The following is a 16,567-nucleotide window of genomic DNA, read 5'->3' on the forward strand; positions in this document are numbered from 1 at the left end:
CATGACGGCGCGTATCCATACTGAAGAGCGTATTTTTCCCTACCGCGCAGACGAGGTCTTCGACCTAGTCGCGGATGTGGGCAAATATCCCGAATTCCTGCCTTGGTGCACGGGTGCCAGGATTCGCGAGGCGCGTCCGGACATGGTCCTCGCCGATCTGATGATCGGCTTCAAAATGGTGCGCGAGAAGTTCACGAGCAAGGTGTGGCTCAAGCGGGAAGAGAAGCGGATCGACGTCGAGTTTGTTGATGGGCCGTTCCGCTATTTGAAGAACCATTGGACCTTCGTCGATATTGGGCCCAATCAGTGCCGAATCGCGTTTTATCTGGAGTTCGAGTTCAAGTCGGTCATGCTGCAGAAATTGATCGGCGTGCTCTTTCACGAGGCAGTAAAGCGCATGGTCGCCGCCTTTGAGGCGCGGGCGCGCCAGCTCTATGGCAGTCCGGCGCCAGCAAATTTGCCTGAATCCAATTAATCTCGGCTAGTAGATATTTTGCTCTATCCATTGAATGTAAATATTTTTCCGAGCCGGCTCGATCAATGCTTTCTGATCGCCGGGTCATTTGGGCCCAATACTTGCTTATGGTTATTCGTTGGCGACAATCAGGGGTCTGCAACAGCCCCCTTGAATGCGCGTTAACGATTGACCAAATTGTTAACGGACTGACGGTACCATCCCGAGAGTTCGGATCAGCCCGACGCGCCAAAAGATCGTGGGTCCGAATGAGCGAGGCTAACGGCTCAAGGTTGCGAGCCGTAGGTCCCAGGGATAGTCTGCCGCTATCGAGAAAAGGCGCTAAGAATCATCATGTCCGACAGCTTGCCCAAAACACAAAATTACCCGGTCCTGCCTTTGCGCGACATTGTGGTGTTCCCCCACATGATCGTGCCGCTCTTCGTCGGCCGCGAGAAATCGGTTCGCGCCCTTGAGGACGTGATGAAGGAGGACAAGCAGATCCTCCTAGCCACTCAAAAGAACGCTGCCCAGGATGACCCCGGGGCTGGCGACATCTATGAGGTCGGTACGGTAGGGACTGTACTTCAACTCCTGAAGCTGCCGGACGGCACCGTGAAGGTGCTGGTCGAAGGCGGCCAGCGTGCCCGCATTACGAAGTTCGTCGATCACGACGCATTCTTCGTGGCCGAGGCGGCGTTGATCGTGGACCCGCATACCGAAGGGAAAGAGATTGAGGCGCTGGCGCGCTCGGTCGTCTCCCAGTTCGAGCAGTACATCAAGCTCAACAAAAAGATCCCGCCCGAGGTTCTGGTCTCGATCAATCAGATCGAGGACCCGGCGAAGCTTGCTGATACGGTTGCCTCGCATCTTGCGCTCAAGATCCCTGAAAAGCAGGAGATCCTGGAATGCGAGACGGTCGCAGAGCGGCTGGAGAAGGTCTACGCCTTCATGGAAGGTGAGATCGGCGTACTCCAGGTGGAGAAGCGCATCCGCAGCCGCGTGAAGCGCCAGATGGAGAAGACTCAGCGCGAGTACTATTTGAATGAGCAGATGAAGGCCATTCAGAAAGAACTCGGCGAGGGCGAGGAGGGCCGCGACGAGGTGGCCGAACTCGAAGATCGCATCAAGAAGACCAAGTTCACCAAGGAAGCCGCTGAAAAGGCGATGGCCGAGGTGAAGAAGCTTCGGACCATGAGCCCGATGTCGGCCGAAGCGACGGTTGTGCGCAACTATCTGGATTGGCTGTTGTCGATTCCTTGGAGCAAGCCGACCAAGGTGAAGCGTGACATCAAGCTCGCGGAGAAGGTCCTCAACGAAGACCATTACGGGCTCGAGAAGGTCAAAGAGCGCATCCTCGAATATTTGGCCGTTCAGCAACGCCAGAAGAAGATCAAGGGGCCGATCCTGTGCCTCGTCGGTCCTCCGGGCGTCGGCAAGACCTCGCTCGGCAAATCGATCGCGCGGGCGACAGGCCGTACCTTCTCACGCATCAGCCTTGGCGGCGTGCGTGATGAGGCCGAGATTCGCGGTCACCGCCGGACCTATATCGGCTCGATGCCGGGCAAGATCATCCAGGCGATGAAGAAGGCGAAATCCTCGAACCCGCTCTTCCTTTTGGACGAGATCGATAAGATGGGCTCCGACTATCGGGGTGATCCGTCGGCGGCATTGCTTGAGGTACTCGATCCCGAGCAGAACGTGAACTTCAACGACCACTATCTCGAGGTCGATTACGACCTGTCGGATGTCATGTTCATCACCACGGCCAACAGCCTGCGTATGGCGCAGCCGCTCTTGGATCGCATGGAGATCATCCGCATCCCCGGTTACACCGAGGATGAGAAGGTCGAGATCGCCATTCGCCACTTGGTGCCGAAGCAAGTCAAGGATCACGGTCTGAAGAAGGGCGAGTGGATTTTGTCGGAAGACGCCATCCGCGATCTGGTGCGTTATTACACGCGCGAGGCCGGCGTCCGCAGTCTGGAACGCGAGATCGCCAATCTCGCACGCAAGTCGATCAAAGAGATCTTGATGAAAGATCTCAAGAAGGTCTCGATCAGCCGTCGCAATCTCGGCAAGTATGCGGGGGTGCGCAAGTTCCGCTATGGTGAAGCAGAATCCACCGACATGGTCGGTGTGACGACCGGCCTTGCCTGGACCGAAGTTGGCGGTGAGATTCTGACGATTGAAGCGGTGACGGTGCCTGGCAAGGGCCGCGTGATCGCGACCGGCAAGCTTGGCGATGTGATGAAGGAATCGGTGCAGGCTGCCGAATCTTTTGTGAAGTCGCGGGCGACCGAGTTCGGTATTAAGCCGACGATCTTCAACCGCAAAGATATCCACGTGCACGTGCCGGAAGGTGCGACGCCGAAGGATGGTCCGTCGGCCGGCATCGCGATGGTTACTACCATTGTCTCGGTTCTCACCGGCAACCCGGTGCGCCGCGATGTGGCGATGACCGGCGAAGTGACGCTGCGCGGTCGCGTGCTGCCGATCGGCGGATTGAAGGAGAAGCTGCTGGCGGCTCTCAGAGCTGGCATCAAGACGGCGCTGATCCCGCATGAGAATGAAAAGGATCTCGCCGATATTCCGGAGAATGTGAAGAAGGGTCTCAACATCATTCCGGTTCAGGCGGTCGACGAAGTGCTGAAGCATGCGCTCGTCAATCCGCTGACGCCGATCGAATGGGTTGAGCCGGCTGATGTCGACCGGCCCGTCAAGAGCGACGGCGAGGACGATGTCGGCGGCATTGTGACCCATTGATCTGACGCGGATTTATCTCAATTAAATCGCGGTGCTCAGGTGAAAAACCCTGGGTACCGCGATTGATTTTTGGACCGACCCGGTTCTAATATCCGCGCGCCTTCTTGCGGGGATGGGCGAGCAGGGCTCCAGCGATCCGATAAGAAAAAGGGGTTATCCGTGAATAAGAACGATCTCATCGCCGAAGTCTCGCAAGACACCGGCCTCTCGAAGGCCGATGCCGCCAAGGCCGTTGATTCCGTATTCGATGCCATCACGCGTTCGTTGAAGGCCGAGCAGGAAGTTCGTCTTGTGGGTTTCGGCAACTTCCACGTCGCCAAGCGCGAGGCCAGTGTGGGCCGCAACCCGCGTACGGGCGAGGAGATTCAGATTCCCGCGTCCAAGCAGCCGAAGTTCAAGGCCGGCAAGGGCCTCAAGGACGCGCTGAATTAAGATTCCGAATGTCGCAGCAGACTCTCTTAGAGAGTCTGCCGTCGGCGGGCGATTAGCTCAGTTGGTAGAGCGTCTCGTTTACACCGAGAATGTCGGCGGTTCGAGTCCGTCATCGCCCACCATCTTCTTTAAGAAGAGAAGATCCTCTCAGCCGTCTGTCTGCTATTAGTGGAAGAGCGGCCACGAATATCCAATGACATTTAAAGAGGCACCGCCGACGCTTTCTTGGCGCGGTGCAGGGATGCGCTCGCCGCCCAGCCGCCGGTAGAAGCCTGTGGCGGCGTGATTGTCTTCCAGGCACCAGATGCTGGCCTGCTTGCTGCCGGTCTCCCACAATGCCACGAAGGCCGCTTGCACCAGCTGCCGACCGATGCCGAGTTCGCGCCAATCTGTGTCGACATAGAGCATATAGATTTCGCCTTCACCGCCTGGCCTGCCGTCTCGTGCCGGGCCGAAGGTTGCAAAACCGACCACGGCATCCTCGACCAGCGCCACGAGCGTATGGCGTCGATCCTCCGATCTGGATAGGGAGCGGGTCCAGGCAACAGTATGTCTTTGGGGATCCAATCGGGCGAGATGCTTGTCCGGCAGCAGCCCCGCATAGGCATCGCGCCAACTCTCGACATGAATCTGCGCAATACCGGTCGCATCCTCGGTGCGGGCGAGGCGGATGCTGGCGAGGGGCTGAGTTTGTTCGGCTTGCATCCCCTTCAGCCTGAGCGCTTTTGCCGGAAAAGGAAAGGCCGGCATAAGGATATGCCGGCCTAGTCGCTACAAGGGGGTCGAGATGGTCTGTGGAATTACGTCAGCAGGTTCCGGAACTGTCCGTTCCCCGCTACAAGGCAACTATAGCAGGCAATTCCTTGAAAAAGGATGACCTCGCTTTCACCATAGTGTGCGGGAATTCGGGGAATCCGGCTTCGCCCCTCAAAGAATGTCCTCGAGAACCTGGTCCAAGCTTTCCTTGATCACCTCGACAATGGTCCCGAGCTCTGCCCGAGTTGCGATATAGGGCGGTGACATGATCGCAATATCGCCTGCCTTGCCGTCGACATTGCCGCCGACCGGATAGCAGATGAGGCCGTTGGCGAAGCAGCGGTCCCGCAGGCGCTGATAGACGGCAAGGGCCGGGTCGAAGGGCTGCTTGCTCGCACGATCGGCCACCATTTCGATGGCCCAGAAAAATCCCCGGCCCCGCACATCGCCGACATGCGGGTGATCGGCAAAGGCCGTGCGCAGCAACTGCTCGAAATAGATTCCGTCGTCGTGCACCTTCTCGACGAGGCGCTCGCGGGTGATGATGCGCTGAACGGCGACGCCGGCGGCGCAGGCCAGCGTATGACCGGTGAAGGTGTGGCCGGTGAGAAGCCCGCCATCCTTGGCGAACATCGGTCCCTTCAGCCGGTCATGGTAGATGGTGCCGCCCAGCGGCACATAACCCGCCGCCAATCCCTTGGCGACCGTCATGATGTCCGGTTCAACGCCATCATGGGCCAGTGCCCGCCAGGTGCCGGTACGGCCAGATCCGCACATGACTTCATCGGCGATCATGAGGACGCCGTATTTATCGCAGATCGCGCGCACCAGCTTGGCATAACCCGGAGGTGCCGGAACGCAGCCACCGGCGGCACCTACCACCGGTTCGAAGACAAAGGCGGCCACACGTTCCGCGCCCAGTTCCAGGATCTTGTCCTCAAGCTCCTGCGCGCAATAGCGCCCGACCTCAACGGGGTCGATCTTGCCACCGCTTTGCGCCAGATACCCGGCCGGCGGGCGATAGACGTTGGCGGGCGAGAGCAGGTTCGAGGGCATCAGTGCGCCTTCAAAGGCCGCGCGGCGTGCCGCAAAGCCGGAGATCGACGTAGCACCCATCGTGTTGCCGTGCCAGGAACGCTCGCGGCTGATGAAGAGGCGGCGGCTCTGCTGTCCGATCGCGGTCTGGTACTGCAGGGCGATCTTGAGCGCGGATTCGATTGCTTCCGATCCGCTGGTGTTGAAGGTCATGTTGCGGAGGCCACCGCCGCACCGCTCCGCCACGATCGCCGTCAATTCCTCAAGGGGATCACTGGTGAAGGTATATCGGTAGCCGTGGGCAATACGGTCGAGCTGCGCCTTGATCGCCTCGTTCACTTCCTTGTTGGCGTGGCCGAGGGCGTAGACAGCTGGTCCAGCCGACCCGTCCAGATAGCGCTTCCCATTGGTGTCGACAATGTAGCAGCCCTCGCCGTAATCGACCTTCGGCAATTGGCCGGGCTCCCAATCCATAACCTTGTCGCGTGAGCTTCCCTTGGTCTTCTCGGCGGTGGTTGACATTCGCGGTTCCCTTTGGCTGCTATGCATCCGGTCATGCCAAGTTGGCAGGACCTTCGTCAAGCGCAGTAATTGGGTGGATTGGGGACAGAATGACCATTCTCTATGCGGCAGAGGCTGAAGAGGCGGCGCAATGGACGGATTCGCTCCGCGCACTCGACCCGTCGCTGGAGATTCGCTTCTGGCCGGACTGGGGTGATCCCGCGACGATCGATTTCGTTGTCGTCGGCGGCAGGTCGCCCGGCGATCTGTCGATATTCCCGAAGCTAAGGGCGATCCAGTCGACCTGGGCCGGGGTCAACCACCTGCTGCGATCGCCTGGTCTCCCGTCCGGCGTGCCGATCGCGCGCATGGTTGATCGTGGCCTTACCGGCAGCATGACCGAATTCGTCGTCTATCAGGTCCTCGATGAATGGCGCCGCGGGCCGGATCTGCGAGCAGCACAGCGGGATGGGCGCTGGTTGGAGACGATGCCGCGCCTAGCCGGCGATTGCCGGGTCGGCATCCTGGGGCTCGGAACGCTGGGAACCGACATTGCCGAAAAGCTCTCCGGCCTCGGCTTCTCGTTGCGCGGCTGGAGCCGCTCCGCAAAGGAGGCGCCTCGTGGTGTGACCCTCTTTGCCGGTGCCGAATCATTGCCGGCTTTCCTCAATGGTCTCGACATCCTGATCTGCATCCTGCCCTTGACCGCCGAGACTGAGAACATCCTCGGCAGAAGCCTGTTCGATCATCTGCCCGATGGTTCTGTGCTCATCAATGTCGGCCGGGGCGCTCAGCTCAACGAGGCCGATCTCCTGGCGGCGTTGGAGAGCGGGCGCATTCGTCGCGCCATCCTCGATGTTTTTCGCGAAGAACCATTGCCGTCAGAGCATCCGTTCTGGCGCCATCCCAAGGTGACGATCACGCCCCACGTCGCCGCCATTACCCGTGCTGGGACAGGTGCGGACGATATTCTTGAAAACTACCGCCGGGCCATGACCGGACGTCCCCTTTTGAACCAGGTCGACGTGCAAAAAGGATATTGATCCTGTCCCAATGGGTCGGCCCAGCATTTAACCGCAACTTAACAGGCTTGTTGCATGCTGCCATCGATGCCGCCCCGTTTCGGGCGGAGATGGGAGCGATTCTCTTTGGCCATCAGGCGACACCATCTGATTGAGGAAGCCAAGGCTGAGCTCGACCTCGCTTACGAGGAGGTCAAGCGCGCCGAACAGGCCGTCATGGCCTTGGAGTTCGAGTACAACGAACGCCTGCATCATGTATCGGGTGGGGCCGAGACCGAGCTCATCTCCGAGAAGGAGCGCAAGCAGGAGGCGTTCAATCTCGATGCGCTCTATGAAATGCAGAATGAAACGGCACAACGCTTTGCCTTGGTCAGTGCCGCCTTTGCCATTGTCAGTTCGGTGGCTGACGAGGAAATGTCGCTCGATCTGATCAAGCGGATCTTGTTCCGTCGTGACTTCCTGCGCCGGCATAAGCTGGAGGTGGATCGTCACATCCGTGCCTTCCACCGGGGATTGCGCGAGTACATGCGCAAGGAGAGCAGTGCTGAGGCGGACAGCACCGTGCGCACCTCCTGGGGCGAGATCGAACGGATGACCAGCCTGCAGGCCAAGGAAGCCAAGGCCGCCTGAGGTCCATCGGCGCCGGCGACACACCTAAGTTTCTGTAAATGCGAATGAGTTGCAAATAGCGGTCGCTTGGGCTAAGAACTTGCGCATGCATCGCATTTCCATTCGCATTCAATAGAGGGGCAGATGAGCAAGGCTTTGAAATTGCTGGCCAACACGGCACTGGGCACGATGGGTCTCTTGTTGGCGCAAAGCGCCGTCGCGGCGGGACCGGACGAGAAGGCAGTCCTCACGACTTACGCCGACATCGCCGCGGCCATGTATGGCGATGCCATCCAATCGGCAGGCAAGCTGCAGCAGGCTGTGGACAAGCTCATCGCCGAACCGACGGATGCCAATTTGAAGACGGCGCGGGAGGCCTGGATTGCATCGCGACCGGCCTATATGCGGACCGAGGGCTTCCGCTTCGGCAATCCGGAGGTCGACGATCTCGAAGGTCTTGTGAATGCCTGGCCGCTTGATGAAGGTCTCATCGACTATGTCGACGCCTCGTCCTATGGCGACGCCTCTGACAGCAATCCCTTCTATACGCTGAATGTCATTGCCCATAAGGAACTGCAGATCGGTGCCGACAAGGTCGATGCCACGACCATCGACAAGAAGTTGCTGCAGTCGCTGCAGGAGGTTGGCGAAAACGAGGCCAATGTCGCGATCGGCTATCACGCGATCGAGTTTCTGCTCTGGGGGCAAGATCTCAATGGCACCGGTCCCGGCGCCGGCAATCGCCCGGCCACGGATTACGACACCAAGAATTGCAGCAACGGTAATTGTGACCGTCGCGCCGCCTACCTCAAGGCAGCTGCCGATCTTCTGATCGATGATTTGAAGCAGATGGAATCGATCTGGACCGCTGATGGCGCAGCGCGCAAGCGGCTGCTCGCTGGCGATCCGAAGGAAGGCATCGCCGGCATTCTGACCGGCCTCGGCAGCCTCTCATATGGCGAGCTTGCAGGTGAGCGCACCAAGTTGGGGCTCATGCTGCATGATCCGGAAGAGGAGCATGATTGCTTCAGCGACAATACCCATAACTCGCACTATTACGATCAGGCCGGCATGGTCGACATCTACAATGCCACCTACACGCGGGAGGACGGCAGCGTCGTCAACGGACCCAGCGTGAAGGATCTGGTCGCCGCCAAGGATTCCAAGGTGAACGACCGCGTCCTCGGCGCGATGGCGGATGCCACCAAGGCGATGCAGGCCATGAAGGACCGGGCGGACAGCGGCAAGGAAGCCTACGACCAGATGATCGGGGCCGATAATGCCGAGGGCAACAAGATCATCGACAATGTCGTGACCACCCTGGTCGCCCAGGCGCATGCTGTCGAAGCGGCGGTTGCGGCACTTGGTCTCAAGATCTCGGTCGAAGGGTCCGACAGTCTCGACAATCCCTCAGCCGTGGGCCAGTAATAGGGTATCGATCGTCCCTTACTTTCCCTTCAGTGGGACGGTCGCGCACGGATTGGCGCGATGGCAAAACAGCCTCTGTTCATGTCGATATCTCGCCGCCGAGCGATTACCTCGCTCGGCGGCGTTGTTCTTGCAGGTACGGCCTTGGCGGCATGGCGCGCCCTGGGCGACGGGCGCACGCAATCATACCCGCAAGCCCCGGCGATGCCGGCGGATGCTCAGGTGCACCGAGAGGAACTGGTTGCCAAATTGCGAACGCGGCAGCTCGTTCCCGCGCCGGCGCCGGTGACACCAACGCTCTCCTATACGGATGGGCCGTCTTTGCTGCGCGTCAGGAAAGGGGAGTGGCTCGAGGCAACCCTCGCCAACCGCCTCAAGGAGCATACGACAATCCATTGGCATGGCATCCGCGTCCCCAATGCGATGGACGGGGTGCCCTATCTCACACAGCCGCCGGTTCAGCCTGGCGAAGAATTCACCTATCGGTTTCAGCCGCCGGATACCGGTACGTTCTTTTTTCACCCACATTGCAACACGATCGAACAGCTCGGTCATGGCTTGGCCGGCGTCCTCATTGTCGAAGGTGACGAGGCAAGGCCCCACGACGCCGATCTGGTATGTGCCTACCGCGACTGGCGGGTGGACAAGAATGGCCGGTACACGCCGATGCTGACCGATGCCGGGGCCAGCAAGGCCGGCACATTCGGTGATTTCCGGACCATCAACGATGAAGTCCGGCCGGTCTTCAAAGTTCCGGCCAATGGCGACATACGCGTGCGGTTTCTCAATCTCGATATGTCGCGCGTCGTCGATCTCGGCGTGATCGGCACTGATGCATGGGTCATCGCGACCGATGGGAATCCGCTGTCGCCGCAAAAACTGAAATCCTGGCGCATGGGTCCGGCGATGCGTGCCGACCTCACCTTGCGCGCGCCGATGAAGCCCGGCGACCGCTTGCAACTGGTGAACTATTACGCGCCGCAACCTATTGTGATGGCCGAGATCGAGGCAAGTGGTGAGCCGCTCAACCGTCCCGACTTCATGCCGGCGGAACTTCTGCCATCATCCATTCCCGAGCCTGACCTCGAAGGTGCGGAAACTGTTCAACTGCGCCTCAGCGCCAGTTCGGCGCCTGCCGACTTGCCGCCCGATCTTGTTCTTCCCGACGGGTCGGTCCTGCGCTATGCCGACGCTCTATGCTTGGCGCCGAAGACCTTCTGGGCGCTCAACGGTCAGCCTTGGCCCAGCCAGTCCCATGAAGTTCTGCCGCCGCCGCTCTTTACGTTCCAACGCGGGCGCACTTATGTGATGGAACTCATCAACCAGACGCCGCACATTCATCCCATCCATTTGCACGGTCATACCTTCAAGGTACTCTCTTCAAACAAAGGCGACATTATTCCGCATTTTGCCGATACGACGATCGTGGCGCCCAAAGAACGTGTGAAGATCGCGTTCGTGGCGGACAATCCGGGCGACTGGATGATTCACTGTCACATTATTGAACACCAGGACACCGGCATGATGGGAATTTTCCGTGTCGTCTAGTCGGACACTGCTTTACGTTTTCACAGCATTGGTCTGCGTGATGGGGGCGACATTGCCTGGCTGGTCCGAAGAGACGGACAAACCCAAGCATGTGGTCAAGGTGATCCGAGATCCGGCGTTGGGCGAGTCCGACTCCCTGGCACGCATGGAGAATGTTATCGGCCAATCCATCTTCGAACGGATCTGGGTTTCTGCACCATCGTCGACAGAGGCGGCCGACGGCCTTGGCCCCCTGTTCAACGCCCGCTCATGCGCAGCCTGCCATCCGGGCGGCGGCAAAGGCATGCTTTTCAACAAAGATGGATCGCCGAGCCCCTCGCTCCTGCTGCGCCTCGGTGCCAAGGCAGATGGCGCCGCCGATCCACTTTACGGTCATCAGTTGCAGACCGAAGCTGCACGCGGTGTCCCGCCGGAGGGTGCGTTCGCGCTGGATTGGGCGACGGCCGAGACCAAGCTTGGCGACGGCACAATCATTCTGCTGCGGCGTCCGGTCACGACGTTGAAGAACCTTGCCGAGGGGCCGCTCGCCCGCGATAGCGTTACTGGATTGCGCTTGGCGCCGGTCCTGCATGGCATGGGTCCGCTTGACGCCATTCCGACCGAGGAGATTGTTTCGGCTGCCGATCCGGATGATCAGGATGGAGACGGCATTTCCGGCAGACCGGCTTGGCTGGATAGCGACCGGAAAACGCTCGGCAGATTCGGTTGGAAGGCCGTCCAGCCGAGCCTAGAAGCACAGAATTCCCACGCCTTCATGGCAGATATGGGATTGTCGACACCGTTGTTCCCCAGTGCCTATGGCGAATGCACCCCCTTGCAGAAGCTTTGCCTCTCTGCCCCAAGCGGTGCGTCGCCCCAATTCGAAAACCTGGAAGTGACGTCGACACTGGTCAAAGTTCTCGATCGCTTCGTCGCCGAGGCTGTCCTGCCACCGGGACCGAAGCAGCATGTTGATCGGGCAGCAATAGATCGAGGTCGCGATATTTTTGGGGCGGCCGGTTGTCTTGGCTGTCATCGGCCGGGCTACGACGTCGAATGGCCGAAAGCGAGTGGGAAGATGCGCCACATTGCACCTTTTACAGACCTGCTTCTGCACGATATGGGGGACGGGCTGGCGGAAGACCTGCCCGAAGGGGCTGCAGGTGGGCGCGAATGGCGCACCGCACCGCTTTGGGGATTGCGTTGGGCACTCGATCATGAAGGGCAGGGGGCTTTCCTGCATGATGGCCGCGCGCGCAATTTGCTGGAGGCGATCCTGTGGCATGGCGGTGAAGCCCTGGCCGCACGCGACCACGTCGCGGCCTTGTCTGCGGACGAACGGCGTGACCTGATATCCTATCTTTCCAGCCTCTGAAGGTATCTGATGAGCAAGCCATCAAAACGGAACAATCCGCTTATCACCGTCAACCGTCGGGAAGCGCTCGCTGCCATGATTGCGGCCGGCATGGTGCCGGCTATGGCCAGACCGGCGCATGCGGCTGGTCCTGACTTTGCCACCTTCAATGCCGCTTTCGGGCACAAGATCGTACTCCCGGCGTTCGATCGACTGGTTTCAGCCACGGCAAGCTTTGCCAAAACGGCGTCATCCTTTGCGGCCAAGGCCGATGCAGCAGGCATCGAACCGCTCAAGGCGGGCTTCAACGACGTTGCGGACGCCTGGGCTTCGGTCCAGCAATTCCGCATCGGTGCCTTGGCTCAGGAGCAGCGGGCGGAACGCTTCGCCTATTGGCCCGAACGTCGCAATATCGTCGAGAAGCAGATCAATGCCTTGCTCGGCGGGCACGGGCAAGAAGGCCTCGCACCTAAGGAGTTGGCGGGTGCCAGTGTTGCCGTCCAAGGATTGCCGGTTCTCGAGCGCATCCTCTACGGCCATGAGGTAAAGGACCTGTTGGCCGGGGAGAAATCAGAACGTCGCCGCGCCATCGTGTCTTCAATTGCTGCCAATTTGCATGCGATTGCCGTTGAGGCACAAGGTATCTGGGCGAAGAATTTGAACGACCCCGCCACGGCCGCCAACATTTTTGCGGCCAATCCAGCCGAGGGTACCGCGCAGGCCTACACGAACCTGCTGACCATCACGCAGATTGTTGCTGAACAGAAAATCGGTGTGCCATTGGGTGGTGCCGACGCTGCGAATGCCAAGCCCAAGGCGGCCGAGCAATGGCGCTCGGGTCGATCACTGCGCAACATCGCGCTTAATCTCGAAACGGCCAAGACATCTGTTCTGGCGGATGGTGGCTTTGCCAATCTGTTGCCAGCCGATAAGGCGGCACTCAAGGAACAGCTTGCCAAGGCGTTCGACGATTCCATCGATGCGGCACGGGCTGCCGGACCTGACCTGGCCGAGGCCGTAGCCCATCAGGATCTACGAAAACCTGTTACGGCGCTGCTGGTGAAGGTCAATCATTTGCGTGATTTGCTGCGCCAGCAAGTGCCGCCGGCCATTGGTGTGACGCTCGGCTTCAATGAGCTGGACGGCGATGGCTCTTGATCGAATTCTGCAGCGCCGCGCGCAATCACTCGACATGGCCGGCTCTTTGCCGGCGCATCTGGCAGCTTGTGGCGACAATGCCGGTGGCACGCATCGCTTTGCAGCGATGGCATTTGATTCTGGTGGGCGCCTGTTGTGGCGTCGCGATATCGACTTCCGCGCACATGATGTCATCGCGCATACGGCGACACGGCGTTGCGCCATCATAGGGCGAAAGCCCGGCCCGATTGCCCTGATGGTCGATCTGGTGACCGGTGAATTGAAGTTCGATCTTGTGCCGCTCGCCAATTGTTCGTTTGACGGACATGCCATCTTCTCCGCCGATGGCAGTCGCCTTTTCACAACTCAGAGCGAAGGGCGAGAGCAATCGGGGCGGATCGTCGGCTACGATCTTGCCAATGGCACCATTGTCTCGGTCTTCAATAGCCACGGCATCGAGCCGCATGAGCTCCTTTGGTCTCCGGCCCGTGACAGGATCGTTGTTGGAAATGGCGGCATTCTTGACCGCAATGCCACTGATCCGATCGATTCATGCCTGGTCTGGATTGATGCCGCGACCGGCGCGCTCGTCCGCAAGATCGTCCTCGGTGAAGACGATGAAACATTGTCGTTGCGGCATATCGCGGTACTGGATGGTGATCGCATCGTGTGTGGCGTCCAGGATCAGGACCCCGCCACGGACCTTCGATCCTTGGTACTCGTCGCCGACAGTCAAGGGACCGTGACGCATTTAGACCTGCCGCGGGATGTGCATCGTCGGATGGCCGGCTATATCGGCAGCGTTGCGGTCGATCCCAGTGGTGCCTTCATTTGCGCAACTTCGCCGCGCGGCGGTGTGGCGGCGTTCTGGTCGACACGGGATCTGCGCTATGTGGACAGTATCGACCTTCCCGATACATGCGGCGTCGCCGGCGGTGCTGCTGCGGGTGAGTTCTTGCTGACCTCCGGCCACGGTGCACGCTTGGCTGTATCAGTCGATGTCACAGTGGGCGTGTTTGCCGCTGCGCACGCATTGCGCACCGATCCGCTGCAGTGGGACAATCACCTTTCCCTGGCCCGCTAGGTCGGCCCTTTCAAGTCCCGACCGCATCCCGATAGGCGCTCATGCGTGCCAGCATCATGGTGATGTGGTTGCGCCGGATATAGCCGACCGCCTCGAAATCGTTGATCTCCAGCGCGCGCTGCGTCTCTTCGACTTCATGCAGGAAGTGCGTTACTTCGGCACGCATGTCGGCTTCGCTCATCCAGCCGAACCAGAAGCGGTCCGTCTGGTGGTAGAGGATCTCGATGAAATCGCGCAGCATGCGCGAACCGATGACGTTGTTGACGATGTTGTGGAAACGCTCGCACAACTCCGAAAATTCCGCGAGCGCCACGCTCCCGCGCCGACTGAGTAGTGTCTTGACCCTAAGGTGCACGGCCTTCAGTTCGGCGAGATCTTCCTGCGACAACGGCTTGGGATTTGTCTGCCCGATCATCGCCGCCAACTGGCAACGCAAGTAATAGGCCTGGTCAATTTCGATGCGGTCGAGGTCGGTCACGGTGGCGCCGACACCGTTCTTGATGGCAACGAGCCCGTCCGTTGCCAGGCGCTGCAAGGCCTGCCGGATCGGCGTTCGGCTCAGGCCGAATTCCGTTGCCAATTCAGATTCGCTGAGGCGCATCCCGGGTGGATATAGGCGCGTCGCTATACGCTGTCGTAGTTGCTCATAGATCTGGATGGGCGACACGGGCGCGCGCCGCTTGGCGCGGCGTTCCGGTCCTTTCGACCGTTGTCCGCTTGCCTTGATGGTCGGCTTTTTCTTGGTGGCGGTCTTGCGCATTAGGTGGGGGCCCGAAATTCCTGGTTGCTGTTTCAACCCTCTCTATCGTGCGGCGGCGAAGTGTCAATAGAGCGCTGGATTCGCTTGCCCGATGGCGTTCATACTGATGCATCAGCAGGGGGACGCGGCCGCAGCATGAATGAAGACGTCGCACGACTGGCGGAAGCGGTGCAGCATCCGACGCTCAAGCGAATTCTGGCGCTTTGGGAGGGGAAGCGTGGAGGCCGGCGCTGGCCGAGTCGAGCGGATTTCGATCCTACCGAAATGGTCTATGCTCTGGGTGACATCAGTCTTTTTGACGTCCATGAAAATCCGCGGCGGTTCTGGTGCCGGCTCGATGGGACACGACAGGTCGAGCTGTTCGGCGTCGATTGCAGTCGCCGCTACCTCGATGAATGCTTTGACGAAGACTATTACGCCGTGGCGCAGCAGAGTTTCAGCCGGACCGTCGACGAGGGCCAACCACAGCATTACAGCCGGGAAATTCCCTATGGTGGGCGCCTCATTCGATATGAGGTGCTAATGCTACCCCTGTCCTCGACCAGCGCGAAAGTGGATCAGATGATGGTCGTGCTGACCCCCTTTTGGGCATGAATTGGGGGCGAACAGCGGCGATCTGTGCGCCCTGTCACGCCAAACCTGTGCTTCAGATCACTGCGCGAAAGCGGCTTTGCCCTTAGATCTTCAACCAGCAGCCCACCCCATTGCGGGGACCCGGGCAAATCGGTTGGGAAAAGGATCACGCCATGAAACGCATTCTGCTTGCCGCCGCCCTGACGCTCTTGTCGACCAGCGCTTTTGCGCAGACCTATCAGCCTTATTACCAGCAGGCTGGCGCCAACACCTATAATCAGGACCTGGCCGAGTGCCAGGCCTATGCAAACCAGGTCAGCCCGGTTCAGGACGCAGCTGTGGGCGCCATCGGTGGTGCTGCCGGCGGTGCGGCCCTGGGCGCCCTCTCCGGCGCACTCTTCAAGGGCGTTTCGGTGGGTGAGGGTGCGGCGGTGGGTGCGGCGGCGGGTGGCGTTCTGGGCCTTGCCGGCGGCGCCTATACCGGCACGCAGAACCAGAAGCAGGTTCTTAACAATTGCATGCGCGGCCGCGGCTATTCGACCTACTACTAAGCCCGGTCGGTTGGTCAGCATCCCCGTCCCGGGGGCCTGCCGTTCACCGAAATTTGAGTGTGCGGCAGGGTAGGGAAACGCATTATAATACGTGAGATTTCATAGCTATCTGGCAGCCTGGGCAGAGGGGCCCAAGCGCCGGGACGAGAAGCAGAAAGGGATTTTGATATGAAACGGATTGTGGCGGCTGTCTTGACGGCCTCGTTGCTGGCGGCCTGTTCCAGCTACAGCCAGCCGATGGTGGATACCAAAGGGGCGAATCCGACCCAGTATTCGCAGGACGATTACGAGTGCCAGCAATACGCCAACCAGGTGAGCCCGGTTGGGGATGCGGCCGTGGGTGCCCTGGGCGGCGCGGCCGCCGGCGCGGCCCTTGGCGCCATCACCGGTGCCCTGGTGGGCGGTGTCAGCGCCGGCGAAGGCGCTGCCTTCGGTGCGGCCACCGGCGGTGCCGTGGGCCTTGGCGGCGGTGCCGTGACCGGTGTCCAGAACCAGCGCGACGTCTATCGTCGTTGCATGGCGGGCCGGGGCTACAACGTCCTGAACTGACGTTCTTTTTCTCAAAGAAGCCCCGCTGC

General features: G+C 60.1%; 16 protein-coding genes and 1 tRNA gene. 14 read left to right on the forward strand and 3 right to left on the reverse strand.

Features of this window, described 5'->3' with window-relative positions:
- The first annotated feature begins 1 nt into the window (after position 1).
- The 4 genes from ACE3PP_RS14270 to ACE3PP_RS14285 all read left to right on the forward strand — a co-directional run bounded on the left by ACE3PP_RS14270 (position 2) and on the right by ACE3PP_RS14285 (position 3,774).
- Positions 2-475 carry a type II toxin-antitoxin system RatA family toxin gene (locus ACE3PP_RS14270; RefSeq protein WP_374383420.1) on the forward strand — a complete coding sequence of 158 codons (474 nt, stop codon included), beginning with the start codon at positions 2-4 and terminating at the stop codon, positions 473-475.
- Between the two features lie 333 nt (positions 476-808).
- Positions 809-3,220, forward strand: coding sequence for an endopeptidase La (gene lon / locus ACE3PP_RS14275; protein ID WP_374383422.1), 2,412 nt, complete (start codon positions 809-811; stop codon positions 3,218-3,220).
- A gap of 159 nt (positions 3,221-3,379) precedes the next feature.
- A complete protein-coding gene (locus ACE3PP_RS14280; RefSeq protein ID WP_374383424.1) occupies positions 3,380-3,652 on the forward strand; it encodes an HU family DNA-binding protein in 273 nt (90 codons plus the stop codon).
- A 46-nt stretch (positions 3,653-3,698) separates the two neighbouring features.
- A tRNA-Val gene (locus ACE3PP_RS14285) sits at positions 3,699-3,774 on the forward strand.
- Positions 3,775-3,817: 43 nt separating this feature from the next.
- Here ACE3PP_RS14285 and ACE3PP_RS14290 read toward each other — a convergent pair.
- Complete coding sequence (locus ACE3PP_RS14290) at positions 3,818-4,357, reverse strand: N-acetyltransferase family protein (protein ID WP_374383426.1); 540 nt, start codon at positions 4,355-4,357, stop codon at positions 3,818-3,820.
- A gap of 222 nt (positions 4,358-4,579) precedes the next feature.
- On the reverse strand, positions 4,580-5,965 hold the full coding sequence (locus ACE3PP_RS14295) for an aspartate aminotransferase family protein (RefSeq protein ID WP_374383428.1): 1,386 nt from the start codon (positions 5,963-5,965) through the stop codon (positions 4,580-4,582).
- A gap of 89 nt (positions 5,966-6,054) precedes the next feature.
- Here ACE3PP_RS14295 and ACE3PP_RS14300 point away from each other — a divergent pair, with 89 nt between their 5' ends.
- The 7 genes from ACE3PP_RS14300 to ACE3PP_RS14330 all read left to right on the forward strand — a co-directional run bounded on the left by ACE3PP_RS14300 (position 6,055) and on the right by ACE3PP_RS14330 (position 14,105).
- Entirely contained in the window at positions 6,055-6,987 is a 933-nt protein-coding gene (locus tag ACE3PP_RS14300) for a 2-hydroxyacid dehydrogenase (protein WP_374383430.1), read from the forward strand.
- A 105-nt stretch (positions 6,988-7,092) separates the two neighbouring features.
- Positions 7,093-7,596 (forward strand): hypothetical protein, encoded by a 504-nt coding sequence (locus ACE3PP_RS14305; protein WP_374383432.1) that lies wholly within the window; start codon positions 7,093-7,095, stop codon positions 7,594-7,596.
- Between the two features lie 123 nt (positions 7,597-7,719).
- The gene (locus ACE3PP_RS14310; RefSeq protein ID WP_374383433.1) at positions 7,720-9,003 is read left to right on the forward strand and encodes an imelysin family protein; all 1,284 of its coding nucleotides are present in this window, start codon (positions 7,720-7,722) and stop codon (positions 9,001-9,003) included.
- Between the two features lie 60 nt (positions 9,004-9,063).
- Positions 9,064-10,551 (forward strand): multicopper oxidase family protein, encoded by a 1,488-nt coding sequence (locus ACE3PP_RS14315; protein WP_374383434.1) that lies wholly within the window; start codon positions 9,064-9,066, stop codon positions 10,549-10,551.
- A complete protein-coding gene (locus tag ACE3PP_RS14320; RefSeq protein WP_374383435.1) occupies positions 10,541-11,905 on the forward strand; it encodes a di-heme oxidoredictase family protein in 1,365 nt (454 codons plus the stop codon). The genes ACE3PP_RS14315 and ACE3PP_RS14320 overlap by 11 nt, the downstream gene beginning before the upstream one ends.
- 9 nt (positions 11,906-11,914) lie before the next feature.
- Complete coding sequence (locus ACE3PP_RS14325) at positions 11,915-13,042, forward strand: imelysin family protein (RefSeq protein WP_374383436.1); 1,128 nt, start codon at positions 11,915-11,917, stop codon at positions 13,040-13,042.
- Positions 13,032-14,105, forward strand: a complete 1,074-nt coding sequence (locus ACE3PP_RS14330) for a DUF1513 domain-containing protein (protein WP_374383437.1) — start codon at positions 13,032-13,034, stop codon at positions 14,103-14,105. Before ACE3PP_RS14325 ends, ACE3PP_RS14330 begins: the two co-directional genes overlap by 11 nt.
- Positions 14,106-14,115: 10 nt before the next feature.
- On the opposite strand, the gene ACE3PP_RS14335 is transcribed toward ACE3PP_RS14330, so the two are convergent.
- On the reverse strand, positions 14,116-14,865 hold the full coding sequence (locus ACE3PP_RS14335) for a GntR family transcriptional regulator (RefSeq protein WP_374383438.1): 750 nt from the start codon (positions 14,863-14,865) through the stop codon (positions 14,116-14,118).
- 135 nt (positions 14,866-15,000) lie between these two features.
- Here ACE3PP_RS14335 and ACE3PP_RS14340 point away from each other — a divergent pair, with 135 nt between their 5' ends.
- The 3 genes from ACE3PP_RS14340 to ACE3PP_RS14350 all read left to right on the forward strand — a co-directional run bounded on the left by ACE3PP_RS14340 (position 15,001) and on the right by ACE3PP_RS14350 (position 16,538).
- Positions 15,001-15,459: a PAS domain-containing protein gene (locus ACE3PP_RS14340; protein ID WP_374383439.1), complete on the forward strand. Its 459-nt coding sequence runs from the start codon at positions 15,001-15,003 to the stop codon at positions 15,457-15,459.
- A 152-nt stretch (positions 15,460-15,611) separates the two neighbouring features.
- A complete protein-coding gene (locus ACE3PP_RS14345; protein WP_374383440.1) occupies positions 15,612-15,989 on the forward strand; it encodes a hypothetical protein in 378 nt (125 codons plus the stop codon).
- Positions 15,990-16,157: 168 nt separating this feature from the next.
- The gene (locus ACE3PP_RS14350; RefSeq protein WP_374383442.1) at positions 16,158-16,538 is read left to right on the forward strand and encodes a hypothetical protein; all 381 of its coding nucleotides are present in this window, start codon (positions 16,158-16,160) and stop codon (positions 16,536-16,538) included.
- The last annotated feature ends 29 nt before the right edge of the window (positions 16,539-16,567 follow it).

Source organism: Dongia sp., from assembly GCF_041910485.1.
In the GTDB taxonomy this organism is placed as follows: domain Bacteria; phylum Pseudomonadota; class Alphaproteobacteria; order Dongiales; family Dongiaceae; genus Dongia.

What these genes read in the sequence shown, in the direction of transcription:
- ACE3PP_RS14270 (WP_374383420.1), top strand. Translation starts at nt 2, where the DNA reads ATGACGGCGCGTATCCATACTGAAGAGCGTATTTTTCCCTACCGCGCA.
- lon (WP_374383422.1), top strand. Translation starts at nt 809, where the DNA reads ATGTCCGACAGCTTGCCCAAAACACAAAATTACCCGGTCCTGCCTTTG.
- ACE3PP_RS14290 (WP_374383426.1), bottom strand. Translation starts at nt 4,357, where the DNA reads ATGCAAGCCGAACAAACTCAGCCCCTCGCCAGCATCCGCCTCGCCCGC.
- ACE3PP_RS14295 (WP_374383428.1), bottom strand. Translation starts at nt 5,965, where the DNA reads ATGTCAACCACCGCCGAGAAGACCAAGGGAAGCTCACGCGACAAGGTT.
- ACE3PP_RS14300 (WP_374383430.1), top strand. Translation starts at nt 6,055, where the DNA reads ATGACCATTCTCTATGCGGCAGAGGCTGAAGAGGCGGCGCAATGGACG.
- ACE3PP_RS14310 (WP_374383433.1), top strand. Translation starts at nt 7,720, where the DNA reads ATGAGCAAGGCTTTGAAATTGCTGGCCAACACGGCACTGGGCACGATG.
- ACE3PP_RS14315 (WP_374383434.1), top strand. Translation starts at nt 9,064, where the DNA reads ATGGCAAAACAGCCTCTGTTCATGTCGATATCTCGCCGCCGAGCGATT.
- ACE3PP_RS14325 (WP_374383436.1), top strand. Translation starts at nt 11,915, where the DNA reads ATGAGCAAGCCATCAAAACGGAACAATCCGCTTATCACCGTCAACCGT.
- ACE3PP_RS14330 (WP_374383437.1), top strand. Translation starts at nt 13,032, where the DNA reads ATGGCTCTTGATCGAATTCTGCAGCGCCGCGCGCAATCACTCGACATG.
- ACE3PP_RS14335 (WP_374383438.1), bottom strand. Translation starts at nt 14,865, where the DNA reads ATGCGCAAGACCGCCACCAAGAAAAAGCCGACCATCAAGGCAAGCGGA.
- ACE3PP_RS14340 (WP_374383439.1), top strand. Translation starts at nt 15,001, where the DNA reads ATGAATGAAGACGTCGCACGACTGGCGGAAGCGGTGCAGCATCCGACG.
- ACE3PP_RS14345 (WP_374383440.1), top strand. Translation starts at nt 15,612, where the DNA reads ATGAAACGCATTCTGCTTGCCGCCGCCCTGACGCTCTTGTCGACCAGC.
- ACE3PP_RS14350 (WP_374383442.1), top strand. Translation starts at nt 16,158, where the DNA reads ATGAAACGGATTGTGGCGGCTGTCTTGACGGCCTCGTTGCTGGCGGCC.